The sequence below is a fragment of the Pseudalkalibacillus sp. A8 genome, assembly GCF_045920555.1.
Classification (GTDB): domain Bacteria; phylum Bacillota; class Bacilli; order Bacillales; family Fictibacillaceae; genus Pseudalkalibacillus.
Genome location: NZ_CP174509.1, coordinates 434,356 through 448,311, shown reverse-complemented (window position 1 = coordinate 448,311; position 13,956 = coordinate 434,356). Strand labels below are relative to the sequence as shown.

Below are 13,956 nucleotides of genomic sequence, written 5' to 3'. Positions count from 1 at the left end.
TATATAAGAGCAATCGAAAGCTCCAGGGAGTTGATCCCTGGAGCTTTTTAAGTACGATTTTTAGACGTAACGATCAATATCATGATTTCTGGCTTGGAACTTTGATGACTTTCACCATTTGGCGGATCGCTCCGAGATGGTAGGCTGAGTGGGCTAATGAACCCATAATTCCGTTAGCTGTCTGTTCATCAACTGTATCGATGAGTTCAATTTTTTCTAACAGTGCTTTGTACTCCAACTTGAGTTCCTCTTTGAATTGTTGCCATGTGATTTGATCCACAGAAGTGATCTTCCAGGACTCACCCCAATTCAGGTTCGGCTTCTCGCCTTTCATGTAGGTGTTCGCCATCCATAAGTAATAACGGGTGTGATCCGTGTGGGCAGCGATCGTCGTCCCCTGGATCGGGATGGATGCTTCTTCTGCTGATAGCATTTCAAGTGTACCGAAAATTCCGCTCCCTGGTTTGGATTCCGTATACCAGCTTTGATTCCCTTCAGGCCCATCAAAGGTTTCCTTCAACAATGTCTTCACAGCTTCCACTAAGGTATTGCTCATCTCAGTTCCTCCTCAATTTTTATAGAACGTATTGATGCATTCCCTCTGGTTGTTGACACTGTAAGTTACATACGACGTCGCAGACAGAATTCCTTTTCCGATTTAAAAATCAGGAGGATTGCTCTATTGGCCTGAGATTCGAATCGCTTTGTCAGTTGGTTCTACTTTTACATATTTGGATATGGTTAAAACTTCTGCTTCGGTTATCACCCCGTCAAAAACAAGCACGTGCTGCTTCTCAAGACCATCTTCTGTTTTATCAAACGACAGGTCATACGAGGATTCCAGGTAGACTGAGGAACCCTTTCCACTAAGCTCCGCCTCCATGACACCAAATTCTTCTGGTGTATTTATGATGATTTCCGTCTTTCCATCAATCACGTTAATATCTTCAATCGTAAGTTTTTGGCCGGCTAATTGGATTGTCTTTTGATCAAGTTCCGTTTTCACATTCACTTCATGCCCTTTCAGTTCTTTTTCAAGTCTGAGGGTCAGGTCTTTGACATCCTCAGGTAATGGTTCATATTCCAGATCGAATGTATAACCGCCTGGACTTGATGTTAAACCAGACCCCTGTGGGCGGATCATTTCATTGTTTGCTTCCAATCCAATTTGAAAAGCGAGGTGCCCCATGGCCATTTCATCCCATACTTTTTTGTCCTTCACTTTTATTTTTCCTGTAATGACAGTTTGCGTAGGCGTTGCAACCAGTTTTTCAAATTCATAAATCACTGAATCCGTTTTGATCGAATCATTCAGTTTCATATTGTATTTCGTCATCATCGCTTTCGACCGGTCCAGCTTGAATGGAATGATCGCTTTGGCCGCTGGGTTATCATCCATCGATATATGAAAGTCGATGTTTTTTACAAAGGGGTTGGGAGGTTCGAAGGATTGGACATACGACATTTTCGTATTGTCGTCATTCACGGTGCCAACGCCAGATGTCTCACGTATGCTTCCGAAAGCACTTTTCATCTGGATATGGAAGTCCGAGAATTTGGTTTCGTCACCTTCCCTTTGATCATAGACGGTGAACATCACGATCATTCGATTGTCATCAAGCATAAGTCCATTCACCGTGACTTCGATCCCATTAGGGAGTGTAGCGCTTTTATCGATTACTTGGCCCTTCCCTTCTTCATTCAGCTCACTCAACGAATCTGTCAGTACGTCATCATGCCCGAGTATTTTCTTGCCGTAATAAGCCATTGTGTCAAATTGGAAGGTGAAAAAGAGCAGGAATAAAAGCGATGCCGCTATGAGAGAATGTCGCTTCCATCGGTTTTGCGATTTGGGAGGTTGGATGTCGAGTCTGTTTCTAAGTCGATCCTCGAGACCTGCCGGCGCTTTCATAGATTGAATATTTTCTACGTCTTCCTTCAGCTTCTTTTCCAGATTGCTCATAGATATTCACCCCCAAGGTAGTTTTTCAGCTTTTTCAGTCCGAATGATATTCTTGATTTTACCGTTCCGATCGGGACTTTCGTGAGCTTCGCGATCGTTTCGTAATCGTAGTCAAGCCAGTAACGGAGCAGGATGGCTTCTTGTTGATCAATAGACAACTTACCTAAATGTTTCTGCAGGTCCAGGTGATGAATGGCATGTTCGCCTTCTTGTGTGTAGGAAGGTACGTCGATTTCTTCCATTACCATTGTTTTCTTCCGCTTTCTAAGGATATCCCTGCATCGCTTGACGAGGATCGTTTTGCTCCAACTGTAAAAAGAACCCCGCTTTTTCAATTTGTTGATTTTCTCATAAAGGATGACGATCATATCTTCGAGCGTATCCATCGCATCCTCTTCATGTCTTAAATAAGTGTAAGCCAGCCTATAATACTGGTCTTTCTCTACTAAAACGAGCTGCAACAGCGCTTCTTTATCCCCCTGTTGTGCTTTACGCACAAGCTTCTCGATCTCCAAAGGCTCTCCCCCCTCTTCCACTACACCTTAGAGTCACCAACCCCACTAAAAGTTCAAATTATTTATAAAAAAGATATGTACCTTCTTCAAAATGATATATGTACCAGGAACGACAATTTAGCCCTTCTGCCCCAAGGGATTTTAAAATGTGCCTGGCACCGGTCACAAGTGTTGATATATCAAGGGTTCTAAATCGGTACCTGGCACCCTCCTAAATTATACCTGATTAATTAAACGTTTGTTTGAAAATACATTATGCTGAGGCGCAAGGGGTTAAGCTTCTTAATCAAATGTTTGTTTGAATCGGTGCAATGCTTGTCGTAAAGGTGAATTTTTACACATTTGTCTCTGAGTTTGACCCCTGATCAAACGTTTGTTTGAAATCCAAATATATTGCCCCCCAACTAATTTAACCTTTTAATCAAACGCTTAATTGAACTTTATTGAAGAATGTCGAAACATTCTTTGTACCAGGCACCGAAATTAAACCCTTGTCTCCCATAGGATTACAAAAAGTGCCTGGCACCGAGTTTTTCACCTCGGTGCCAGGCACCTTGATTTAATGGACGACGCCATCATCGTATTTATCGATATAGAGCTTTCCGTCCTGTTGGACTTCTGCGTAAAATACTTCTGATATCTGCTGAACACCTGAATCCCGAAGCTTTTGTTCAAGCCAGGCTGTATCAAGGTGCAGTTTGGTTAAATTGTTCTCATTGATTTTACCGTCTAATATAACCTCGGTACCTATCGCATTACCAGGACTTGTTTTAAAAATGTTCAGATCCCTTTTTGTCAGGGGCTGCTTGCTTTCTTTTTTCATGACAGATAATGTACCCTCCGTTTCAAAAACAGCAATTGAAACATCGGCTACAGTAAATACCCCTTTCTTGCGAAGCATGACACGAAGTGAATCTACGTCTAACCGTGCTTTCCGGAGAGCATCCTCCATGATTTTTCCTTCCTTGATTACAACCAGAGCATCCCCATTCAGGAACTTCCTGGCTCCCTTCGACTTGATATCCAAGAAACCAAACAAAACAGTGAATGCCGTCCACGCGAGTAAAGCGATCACTCCGTTCCTAATGCTTACCATAGAATCGATTGCAAGAGAAGCCGCTATTGTACCAATCGCTATAGCAGATACGAAGTTATGGAACGTCATCTGGCTTATTTCTTTTCTTCCCATGATCCTTGTCATTGCCCATAAAGCCAAGAATGATAATGCCAATCTGAATATCAGTTCTCCAATATCCATAGAGCCACCCCTTTATTTTTGAATCAACTATAAGGGTGCCCTTGTTTTCCCTTGATAATTCTCTCCGATTTTTCATCGATAAGCTCACCCGAAAGGTATATAATGTAAATAACAATCACAGTAAAATCCTAGGGGGATGCATAAATGAGAGATATCGTCCTACTGACATTGATCAGCTTCAGTTGGATCATTTTCAGCTGGCTCGTCATCTATTTTCCGAAAAAATTACGTTGGTACATCCTCCCCTATCTCACATTCCAGCTCGGAGCGACATTGATCGTTTACAGCGTTGCGTTCGTCAAAGGCTGGTCGGGGATCGGGTATGGGGGACTTGGGGTTGCGATTACCGGAATCAGCTTGTTTTTGTTGTTGATCGTGCGGATCTACTATCTCTCTATGCCTGGGGAGGCATCAGAGGAATACGATACTTTCGAATAGAATAGCGACTACTTAATAACAAAGAGGAGAACTTCTTCTCCTCTTGCATCTTCATTAGTATGGATCTGACACCTGGCCCATTTTCTCGGCTTGTTGGACAGCTTCATCCGTCATGTTTGCCCCGATCGGTCCGTGATCTTCTTCATGAACTTTTGTAAGACCTTCAGCAACTCTTTTTCCGTAATCAGGATCGCACTTTTTGAACAATTCCACCATCTGATCTTGAATTTCCTTCTGACAAGAACTCAGCGTGTTAACAAGATTCGTAATCAACTCGTCCCGCTCCCAATCAGTGAACCTTCCATATGTTTCACCTGCCTGACCAAAGTTATTGGTACGGTCGATTTTTTCACGCTTCAAGTTCCCCTCGACATATGGCTCGTACTCTTTTCCAGGATTCTTCGCTTCTTTCAGTCCGCCGATCAAGGAAGGTTCATAGTTGATGTGCGGATTTTGCTCTTCACCAAAATCTATCCTGAAATCCATCTGTCCGCCATTTTGATTGGTTGCAACTTGTTTTTTAGGACGATTGATCGGTAGCTGCAAATAATTGGAGCCGACACGATATCGTTGCGTATCTGAATAAGAAAAGGTTCTTCCTTGTAAGAGCTTATCATCGGAAAAATCGAGACCGTCAACGAGTACACCCGTCCCGAATGCAGCTTGTTCGACTTCGGCATGATAATTTTCTGGATTTTTATTTAATACCATTTTCCCGACAGGAACCCAAGGATAATCTTCTTTGTACCATAATTTCGTGGGATCGAGTGGATCAAAATCCAATTCTGGATGCTCATCATCGCTCATGATCTGGACGAATAGCTCCCACTCCGGATAATCACCTTTTTCGATCGCTTCATATAAGTCCTGCGTCGCATGGTTGAAATTCATTCCCTGGATTTTGGATGCTTCCTTTTGGGTTAAATTCCGTATTCCTCGTTTCGGTTCCCAATGATATTTTACAAGTACCGCTTTCCCTTCAGCATTCACCCATTTGTAAGGCGTGGACACCCGATCCTTGCATTTGGCGATAATTTGCGGGTATTCCCCATGGCGAGAACAGGAATGTGATCATATGCATCGCTTCAGGAGATTGTGAGATAAAATCGAAGATACGCTCCCCGTCTTGAATATTCGTGACTGGATCCGGTTGGAATGCATGGACGAGATCAGGGAATTTTAATGGATCACGGATAAAGAATATTTTAAGATTGTTTCCGACCAGGTCCCAGTTTCCGTCCTCAGTATAAAATTTCACTGCAAATCCACGGGGATCGCGTAATGTTTCTGGAGAATGCTTCGCATGGTTTACGGTAGAAAAACGGACGAAAACAGGTGTCTGCTTTCCTTTTTCAAACACTTTTGCCCGTGTATATTTTTTTATCGGTTCATCTCCGAATGTTCCATAAGATTGAAAATAACCGTGAGCCCCTGCACCTCGTGCATGTACGACCCGCTCCGGAATTCTTTCCCGATCAAAATGGCTGATTTTTTCAAGAAAATCATAGTTTTCTAATGTGGTTGGACCTCTATTACCGACAGTCCGCACATTTTGATTGTCTGTGACAGGATGACCTTGTCTATTCGTTAACGTTTCATCATTCGTTGGTTCTTTTTCATTCGATTGGTGTTGATCCTTTTTCATGCCTTATTTCCTCCCTTGGATTACATCACAATGATACTATTTCCAAAAGGAGTGTTTATATACATTAATTTCCATTTTTGAAAATGGCATTCATTCAACTAGTTCAATTGCGGCTGACACATCGATTTGGTACGCGGACGTGCCGCTTTGTACCATTGGAAGCAGAAAATCGTGATCAATACGATATCGATAACGTCGCCACCGTAGTACATGATCATGGCTCCGACCTCCGCCTGTCCCGACGGAACGCCAGCAGGTGGATGGGAATAGAGATATTTTGATAGGATTGCGTGCCCTCCCAATGCTAAAATTAACACGACTCCGCGATACTGAAAGCTTCTGTGATGAGGAGTCGGATCCATATAAATCATCGAAACGGTAAAAAGATAGCCCGCTAAAAATACGTGCAGATGAACCGACACATGCAACACGAGGCTATCGTGCATTGCACTGAACAAGTCAGTCGTATAAAGCAGCCATAACCCTCCTACATTGAGAAGCGCGGCTACGGCCGGATCGCTTACCACCTGGAAAAAACGGCTTTTCAACACACGGGTCAGTCGGCGGGACCATTTGACACTGAGCGTCCTCAAAATAAGCGTAATAGGTGCCGAAATAGCAATAAGGAGTGGAGCAAGCATCCCGAGCAGCAGATGGCCGGTCATATGCGCTGTAAAATCCATATGTGCTCGATCGGCGATAGGACCGACAACTGCTCCGGCTGCACTGAACACCCCAAAAATCCAGAAAAAGTAGCGATGCAATGGCCAAGCTTTATGGCGCTGATTAGAGAATACCCCTGCGAATATGTAAACACCGATCAACAACAAGAAAGGCAGCATTAACGTAAGCTGTTCAACGGTACTTTGATGGATATGTCCTTGCATTATCCTCGGTTCCCTTCCAGTTTTTTGCGGAATTCCTTGCTGGTTCGGTTGATGAGCAGTCCCCCGACTATGATCATGACCACCGCGATGATATTCCAGACCCAATCATAGATGAACACATTATCTACATACCGGATTTGGTGGATCCTCATGATTTTGTGCTGGATGATCCCGTCGTAGAACTGGAACGAACCTCCGCCTAACATGCTCCCGCCCCACCATCTTTTAAAAATAAAGGCATTCCGCCGGCGGAGATCAGCTAGCATGAATAAACCTCCGATTGTCGCAAACCAGCTGAATGCATGGAACAAACCATCGGAGATCAACCCCATGGAGCGAGTCGTCTTATCGTAAAAATGGTGCCAATGCAAGAGTTGATGGAATACTGTTTCGTCAACAAATGCGACCAATCCAAGACCGAACAGCATCCCCGACCAGATATTCCGGTTAAAATATGTAATGGGATCATGTTGAGAATCAAGGTTTTCAAAAGCCATGTTGTTCCTCCTATTCATTCCGTCCTTTCCTTACCCTATCCTTTTTTGGAAAAGTTGAATCAGGATAATAGGAAAATGGGTATTCTTGACCAAAACATTCACTTAAGTTTATTTTTGATATCTTGAATGTTGAAGTACAACCAGAGGGTTTGAATCAGACTGAATAGAATCCCTATTATCGCTAATCTTATCGTTTGTTTTCTTTGTCTTTTCCTCGTTATCATCATGATCCACCTTGCATTAATAGTATTTTTTATTACTAGAATGCCTATAAAGCGCATGGTTTATCATAAAATCCTCTGAATCATGATCTGAAACAAAAAGACTGACCAGCATGTCGGTCAGCCCCTGCGTATTTTCAGCTTCGCTTGATTCTATTTGGGTTTACTTCCTTTTCAACTCTTTTACCGTGAAATTCTTCTGAAAGCTCTACACTATTTTTAAGTGTTGCCGGGTCCAGATTATTGTTCATAGCAGCTTCTTCATTGAGCTTTTCGTTTTTCGCCATAAGGATGGTCCTCCTTAACAGTTCCTCTGATCATGCTTTTCTTTCTGTTTCATTCTTGTCGGTTTTGTTGCCTGATGAGTATTCATATCCGAACTTCAGCCCTGTCGTCTTATCTTTATAAGGACCTGTTACAACTTTATATTGACTTTTACCTTTTTGAACCATGGCCATCACCGTCCTGTTAAAACTGATCATCTGGATGTAAGTTATTTTGCATCATTGCTTGTGTTTTTCCGATTTGCTCTGTCGTAGCAGGTTCAACTTTATACCAGCCTTTATTACTCATGATTTCAAACAGCTTGCTTTGGTTTTGCTCAGCATTGTCAAAGCATTGCTTATATACTTCCCTTAATTCCTTATGGCTTGTTTCCAGCAAAGTATTACTGATACTTCTGCATCTTCCCTTTTCCAACTCCAGACAAAGCTGGAGCATTTCGCGATCTGTCAGTCCTCTGTTTTCTATATTATTCGGCAATGTCCTTCACCTCCATTGACTATTGAATGTGCATTGAACGGTTAAAATATTTCGAGAGATCTCCGACTTTCATCTGATGGCGTTCGGCCACCTCTTCTAATTGCTTCTGTAGTGCTTGATCCTCACATTGAGCAGCACACCAGTTGATGGTTTTTGCTGTAATTTCCTCAGCCCGGATTTCATCTTCAATATAAGACAATTCCTTGGTTGTAAGTTGGTTCACTTATCGTCACCCCCGCTTGTAGTCATCTATGTTAAATAGTATTGTATGACCACCCCTTTTTTATCCAGCGTTTATCATAACAATGGAGTAGACAGCAAGGGTTTTGTAAACATTAAGAACGGATAACAAAATGAATATAGAAGGAGAATTGTTCATGAATGAAGTAACCTTAACAGTAAAAGGAATGACATGCGGTGAATGTGTCCAAAAAGTGGAAAAAGCCCTTATTGATAATCCAGGGGTTGAGCGCGCGATGGCTGATCTGGAAACAGGGTATGTGAAAGTCGAATATGAAGACGATGTGGTAGGCGAGAATCAGATTAAAGAAACGATCGAGCAGACTGGATATGAGGTGGAATAGGAACCTTTGCCCAGCTTCAAGGATAAATTTTAAACGTGTTTTATGATTTTTGCAGGATTTCCTCCTACAACGACATTGGCTGGCACATCCTTTGTAAGGACGGCCCCTGAGGCGATGACAACATTATCCCCGATTTTCAAGCCAGGGTTGATGATCGCTCCGCCACCAATCCAGACGTTGTCGCCGAAAGTGATAGGTTTTCCGTATTCTATTCCTGAATTCCGCTCAACTGGATGGATCGGATGTGTTGCTGTATAAATATGTACGCCTGGTGCAAGCATGCAATTGTCTCCGAAAGTCACCTTGCATACGTCTAAAATGACGCAGTCGAAGTTTGCGAAGAAGTTTTCCCCGACATGGATGTTATAGCCGTAATCACACCGGAAGCTCGGTTCAATATAGATCTGTTCCCCGGTCAATCCGAACAACTCTTTTAAAAGGGAGACCCGTTTATCTGCCTCTGTTTCCGTCGTGCCATTGATCAATCTTGTCAATCGGCGGGCGTTTTCCCGTTCTTTGATGAGCGTACTGTCAGCAGGATCATACATTTCTCCAGCCAGCATTTTTTTCTTTTCGGTATTCATAAAAGCCTCCCTGTAAAAAACAAACCCGACTTTGTGGGCCGGGTTCAGTTTTTTTATTTGTCTGTTTCAAAGCGTTCTTCCGGGACAATCATTTGCAGATGGTGCCTGAGGTTCATGAATTCGCCTGGAAGCAGGCCGCCGTATTCTCCATCCAGGTTCAACTGCATTTTTTCATCGGTATAGATCTTGATCCGTCGTGCTTTTTCATAAATGACGTGTTCATCCCGAATGTGATCGCCTTTGATTGCGAGCGTTGCGACACGGATGAACTCAGCGAGGTTCGCTTTTTTCAAAATGATGAGGTCGAAATAGCCGTCATTGAATTCAGATAACGGTGCCAGTTTTTCAAAACCTCCGACAGAGTTCGTGTTAGCGACCAGGAAAAGCATGATGTCACCTTCGTAAACTTTGTCATCGTATTCGATTTTGACGTTGGTCGGGCGGATCGAAGGGAGCATCTCCATCCCTTTCAAGTAATACGCTAGCTGTCCGATCATCGTCTTCATCTGGCTCGGTACGGCGTAGGTCAGTTCTGTGAGTTTACCGCCGCCAGCGATATTGACAAAGTATTTTCCGTTCACACGGCCAATATCTACAGGGATGTCGACACCATCACATAAAACATCAACTGCTTTCTCGATGGTCCTTGGCACCCCGAGGGCGCGCGCGAAGTCGTTGGTCGTACCTGCAGGGATGATTCCCATCTTCGGTCGATTCGGGAGCTCTGCGATGCCATTGATGACCTCGTAGATCGTTCCATCCCCGCCAGCCGCAATGACAAGATCGAATTCACGTTCAACTGCTAGACTTGCTGCCCTGGTGGCATCTCCTTCATCGGCACAGGTTGCATGAGCTGAAGTCTCGTAGCCTGCCTTCTCCAATTTTTCCAGGATGTACGGAAGCTGGCGCTTGACCTGCTCCCTGCCTGATGTCGGGTTATAAATTAATCGAGCTCGTTTCATAATAGATCACCTGATTTTTTTCTATTAGGTTCAAAGAAATAGATCCGGACAAATGGTGTGTAAAATATTTCCTTTAATTGTTTCCGTCCATCTTATTATAGTGACCTTAAATCCAAAATGCAAAGCAATATATTGTGATATTTTACCTGGTTCAGTTTTGAAGTCAAATGTGCAAATGATTTATGATTTTGTCAAAATAATCTCCAGTTTTGTTAAGAAAAACTTGGCTTTTGTCAAAATAAACTTCAGTTCTGTCAAAGTCACCCAGAATAATGAAGAGGCCTTTAATGGAACTTGAAAAAAGAAGCCCTCCTTAAAGGGCTTCTTCATTACTTAGCGCTTTTCAATTTCTTCGACAATCAGTTTGTTGACCATCGGCGGGTTCGCTTTTCCTTTCGTCGCCTTCATCACTTGGCCGACGAGGAATCCGAGAGCCCGGTCCTTACCGTTTTTATAGTCGAGGATCGATTGTTCGTTCTCATCTAAAATTCCAGTAACGATACCGCGAAGCTCGCCTTCATCCGAAATCTGGACGAGTCCTTTTTCCTTGACGATGACTTCTGGGTCGCCGCCTTTTTCGATCAGCTCTTTGAACACTTTCTTCGCAATCTTGGAAGAGATCGTTCCTTTTTCGATAAGCTCGATCATTTTCGCAAGACCCTCTGGTGTAAGGGCGACTTCATCGATCTCCTTGTACTCAGCGTTCAAGTACGCGGAAACCTCACCCATCATCCAGTTTGATGCAGCTTTTGCGTCAGCGCCATTGTCCAATACTTTTTCAAAGAAATCGGACATTTTCTTCGACTGGGTTAAAACCTTCGCATCATATGCTGGGAGCTTCAATTCGTCGATGTAGCGCTGCTTACGCGCATCCGGAAGCTCTGGAATCCCTGATTTCACACGCTCGATCCAAGCTTCATCGATTGAAAGCCCGACGAGATCCGGCTCTGGGAAGTAACGGTAGTCGTCAGAGCCTTCTTTAACGCGCATGAGAATCGTTTTCTTGGACTGTTCGTCAAAGCGGCGTGTCTCCTGAAGAATTTCTCCGCCGCTGAGAAGCACTTGCTCCTGGCGGACTTCTTCATGAGCAAGTCCCTTTTGCACATTCGCGAACGAGTTCAGGTTCTTCAGCTCCGTCTTCGTGCCGAACTCTTCCTGTCCGACTGGGCGGAGGGAGATGTTCGCGTCACAGCGCAACGAGCCTTCTTCCATTTTACAATCGGAAACTTCCGTATATTGCAGGATCGCCTTCAGTTTTTCTAAGTATGCATAGGCTTCTTCCGGTGTACGGATGTCAGGCTCTGATACGATCTCAACAAGCGGAGTACCCTGGCGGTTCAAGTCCACAAGGGAATGCGTTCCGTCTTCGGCGTGCATCGATTTACCAGCATCCTCTTCCATATGAAGGCGTGTGATCCCGATTTTCTTTTTCTTACCGTCGACTTCGATTTCAATCCAGCCGTTTTGGCCGATCGGCTTATCAAATTGAGAAATCTGATACGCCTTCGGGTTGTCCGGATAGAAATAGTTTTTACGATCGAATTTCGTTTCTCTAGTGATTTCGCAGTTCAAAGCCATTGCCGCGCGCATCGCGAAGTCAACCGCTTGCTTGTTCACGACAGGCAAAACACCTGGGTGTCCAAGACAGATCGGGCAGACGTTCGTGTTCGGCGGTGCTCCGAATTCTGTGGAGCAGCTGCAGAAGATCTTCGAGTTCGTTTTCAGTTCAGCATGGACCTCAAGTCCGATAATCGTTTCAAAATGCATCTTTTTCGTCCCCCCTTACAGTTGCGGTTTGTTTTGATGATGATCCGTCGCTTGCTCGTATGCGTGAGCAACACGATAGATCGTACTTTCATCAAACGCTTTTCCGATGATTTGTAGTCCAACAGGCAGCCCATTGGAGAGTCCGCACGGGACGGAAATTGCAGGCACCCCGGCAAGGTTGACCGGGATTGTCAGGATATCGTTCGCGTACATTGTGAGCGGGTCATCAGTTTTCGCCCCGATCTTGAACGCGGTTGTCGGCGCTGTCGGTCCGAGGATGACATCATATTTTTCAAAAACTTCGTCAAAGTCGTTCTTGATCAATGTACGGACCTTCTGTGCTTTTTTATAGTACGCATCGTAAAAACCAGAGCTCAACGCGAACGTTCCGAGCATGATCCGGCGCTTCACTTCGTCACCGAATCCTTCGCTGCGCGTATGGTTGTAAAGCTCAAGCAGGTTGTCCGCGTTTTCGGTTCGGACACCGTAACGGACACCGTCGAAGCGTGCCAGGTTAGAGGACGCTTCAGATGATGCCAGCAAGTAATAGGTTGCGACACCATATTTGGAGTGTGGGAGTGAAACCTCTTCCCACTCTGCCCCCTTGCCTTCGAGAACTTTGAGGGCTTCCATGATCCGGTTCTTGACGTCTTCATCGACACCTTCACCGATATATTCTTTCGGTACCGCGATTTTCAGGCCTTTGACGTCACCAGTGAGGGCTGCCGTGTAGTCCTGGTTATCGACGTTTGCAGATGTCGAATCCATCTTGTCATAACCGCTGATCGCCTGGAATAAAAACGCGTTGTCTTCGACTGACGTTGTGATCGGGCCGATCTGGTCAAGAGAAGAGGCGAACGCGACAAGGCCGAAACGGGAAACCCGCCCATATGTCGGTTTCAAACCTACGACACCACAGTATGCTGCTGGCTGTCGGATCGAACCGCCTGTGTCAGAACCGAGGGAGAAAAAGACTTCTCCTGCAGCTACTGCAGCTGCTGATCCACCGCTTGACCCACCTGGTACATAATCTGTGTTCCATGGGTTTCGTGTTTGGAAAAATCCTGAGTTTTCATTGGAAGAACCCATCGCGAATTCGTCCATGTTCAATTTTCCGACTGTGATCGTTTCGGCATTTTTCAATCTCTCAACGACTGTTGCATCGAAAACAGGCTCGAAGTTTGCGAGCAGCTGGCTTCCGCAAGTCGTGCGCAGACCCTTCGTTGAGATGTTGTCCTTCACACCGATCGGCAGGCCGAATAGGAGTCCTCGCATTTCGTCGGTCCCCATTTTGCTATCGAGGAACTTCGCTTGTTCTCTTGCACCTTCTTCATTCAGCGTCAAGAAGGCTTTCACTTTATCGTCTACTTCGTTGATCCTTGAGAAGGAAGCGTCGACGAGTTCGCTTACCTTCATTTCCTTTTTATGTAGGAGCTCATGCAGCTCTGAGATCTTCTTTTCAAATAAAGACATCGTCCGTCTTCTCCCTCCCTACTCTAAAACAGCTGGAACTTTAATTAGTCCGTTTTGCGTGTCTGGTGTATTCTTTAATGCTTCCTCACGTGTCAACCAGCTCTTCGCCTCGTCTTCACGGAGAACATTTTTCATGTCTAAAACGTGTGTAGTCGGTTCCACGTTATCTGTATCCAATTCTTTCAGTTGCTCTGCATAGCCGATGATCGCGTCAAGCTGATTCGTGAACATTTCCGCTTCTTCCTCAGTCACCGCGAGCCGCGCTAGCTTCGCAACGTGCTTCACTTCTTCCTTCGTAATTCGGGCCACTTCTTCCACCTCCAAAAATCGTACCTATTGCAATATACTGATGATACCAAAAAGAACCCGCTCATATCAACAATCATGGAGTAGAGAGGTA

The 13,956-nt window shown here is 44.5% G+C and carries 17 protein-coding genes and 1 pseudogene; 2 read left to right on the top strand and 16 right to left on the bottom strand.

Annotated features, from left to right (window positions below):
* Window positions 1-79 precede the first annotated feature (79 nt).
* The 4 genes from ACJROX_RS02405 to ACJROX_RS02390 form a co-directional block, all read right to left on the bottom strand.
* Complete coding sequence (locus tag ACJROX_RS02405) at window positions 80-556, bottom strand: hypothetical protein (protein ID WP_408009189.1); 477 nt, start codon at window positions 554-556, stop codon at window positions 80-82.
* A gap of 123 nt (window positions 557-679) precedes the next feature.
* On the bottom strand, window positions 680-1,963 hold the full coding sequence (locus ACJROX_RS02400) for a DUF4179 domain-containing protein (RefSeq protein ID WP_408009188.1): 1,284 nt from the start codon (window positions 1,961-1,963) through the stop codon (window positions 680-682).
* Complete coding sequence (locus ACJROX_RS02395; protein ID WP_408009187.1) at window positions 1,960-2,478, bottom strand: RNA polymerase sigma factor; 519 nt, start codon at window positions 2,476-2,478, stop codon at window positions 1,960-1,962. The genes ACJROX_RS02400 and ACJROX_RS02395 overlap by 4 nt, the downstream gene beginning before the upstream one ends.
* Window positions 2,479-3,037: 559 nt before the next feature.
* Window positions 3,038-3,736, bottom strand: a complete 699-nt coding sequence (locus tag ACJROX_RS02390) for a YetF domain-containing protein (protein ID WP_408009186.1) — start codon at window positions 3,734-3,736, stop codon at window positions 3,038-3,040.
* Window positions 3,737-3,880: 144 nt separating this feature from the next.
* Between ACJROX_RS02390 and ACJROX_RS02385 the strand changes: the two genes are divergently transcribed.
* The gene (locus ACJROX_RS02385; RefSeq protein WP_408009185.1) at window positions 3,881-4,174 is read left to right on the top strand and encodes a hypothetical protein; all 294 of its coding nucleotides are present in this window, start codon (window positions 3,881-3,883) and stop codon (window positions 4,172-4,174) included.
* A 54-nt stretch (window positions 4,175-4,228) separates the two neighbouring features.
* Here ACJROX_RS02385 and katX read toward each other — a convergent pair.
* From katX to ACJROX_RS02350, 7 genes and pseudogenes are all read right to left on the bottom strand, one after another.
* Window positions 4,229-5,819: pseudogene (katX, locus tag ACJROX_RS02380) on the bottom strand (catalase KatX).
* Between the two features lie 98 nt (window positions 5,820-5,917).
* Complete coding sequence (locus tag ACJROX_RS02375; protein ID WP_408009184.1) at window positions 5,918-6,706, bottom strand: cytochrome c oxidase assembly protein; 789 nt, start codon at window positions 6,704-6,706, stop codon at window positions 5,918-5,920.
* Window positions 6,706-7,203 (bottom strand): DUF2243 domain-containing protein, encoded by a 498-nt coding sequence (locus tag ACJROX_RS02370; RefSeq protein ID WP_408009183.1) that lies wholly within the window; start codon window positions 7,201-7,203, stop codon window positions 6,706-6,708. The genes ACJROX_RS02375 and ACJROX_RS02370 overlap by 1 nt, the downstream gene beginning before the upstream one ends.
* A 358-nt stretch (window positions 7,204-7,561) precedes the next feature.
* A complete protein-coding gene (locus tag ACJROX_RS02365) occupies window positions 7,562-7,711 on the bottom strand; it encodes a hypothetical protein (protein WP_408009182.1) in 150 nt (49 codons plus the stop codon).
* A 30-nt stretch (window positions 7,712-7,741) separates the two neighbouring features.
* On the bottom strand, window positions 7,742-7,876 hold the full coding sequence (locus tag ACJROX_RS02360) for a hypothetical protein (RefSeq protein ID WP_408009181.1): 135 nt from the start codon (window positions 7,874-7,876) through the stop codon (window positions 7,742-7,744).
* Between the two features lie 16 nt (window positions 7,877-7,892).
* A complete protein-coding gene (locus ACJROX_RS02355) occupies window positions 7,893-8,186 on the bottom strand; it encodes a spore coat protein (RefSeq protein ID WP_408009180.1) in 294 nt (97 codons plus the stop codon).
* Window positions 8,187-8,205: 19 nt separating this feature from the next.
* Entirely contained in the window at window positions 8,206-8,409 is a 204-nt protein-coding gene (locus tag ACJROX_RS02350) for a hypothetical protein (RefSeq protein WP_408009179.1), read from the bottom strand.
* Window positions 8,410-8,563: 154 nt separating this feature from the next.
* Here ACJROX_RS02350 and ACJROX_RS02345 point away from each other — a divergent pair, with 154 nt between their 5' ends.
* Entirely contained in the window at window positions 8,564-8,770 is a 207-nt protein-coding gene (locus ACJROX_RS02345) for a heavy-metal-associated domain-containing protein (RefSeq protein WP_408009178.1), read from the top strand.
* A 29-nt stretch (window positions 8,771-8,799) separates the two neighbouring features.
* Here ACJROX_RS02345 and ACJROX_RS02340 read toward each other — a convergent pair whose 3' ends face one another.
* From ACJROX_RS02340 to gatC, 5 genes are all read right to left on the bottom strand, one after another.
* Entirely contained in the window at window positions 8,800-9,354 is a 555-nt protein-coding gene (locus ACJROX_RS02340) for a maltose acetyltransferase domain-containing protein (protein WP_408009177.1), read from the bottom strand.
* A gap of 53 nt (window positions 9,355-9,407) precedes the next feature.
* A complete protein-coding gene (locus tag ACJROX_RS02335) occupies window positions 9,408-10,316 on the bottom strand; it encodes a diacylglycerol kinase (protein WP_408009176.1) in 909 nt (302 codons plus the stop codon).
* Window positions 10,317-10,649: 333 nt separating this feature from the next.
* Window positions 10,650-12,083, bottom strand: coding sequence for an Asp-tRNA(Asn)/Glu-tRNA(Gln) amidotransferase subunit GatB (gatB, locus tag ACJROX_RS02330; RefSeq protein WP_408009175.1), 1,434 nt, complete (start codon window positions 12,081-12,083; stop codon window positions 10,650-10,652).
* Window positions 12,084-12,098: 15 nt separating this feature from the next.
* Complete coding sequence (gene gatA, locus ACJROX_RS02325) at window positions 12,099-13,556, bottom strand: Asp-tRNA(Asn)/Glu-tRNA(Gln) amidotransferase subunit GatA (RefSeq protein ID WP_408009174.1); 1,458 nt, start codon at window positions 13,554-13,556, stop codon at window positions 12,099-12,101.
* Window positions 13,557-13,574: 18 nt separating this feature from the next.
* A complete protein-coding gene (gene gatC / locus ACJROX_RS02320; protein ID WP_408009173.1) occupies window positions 13,575-13,865 on the bottom strand; it encodes an Asp-tRNA(Asn)/Glu-tRNA(Gln) amidotransferase subunit GatC in 291 nt (96 codons plus the stop codon).
* Between the last annotated feature and the right edge of the window lie 91 nt (window positions 13,866-13,956).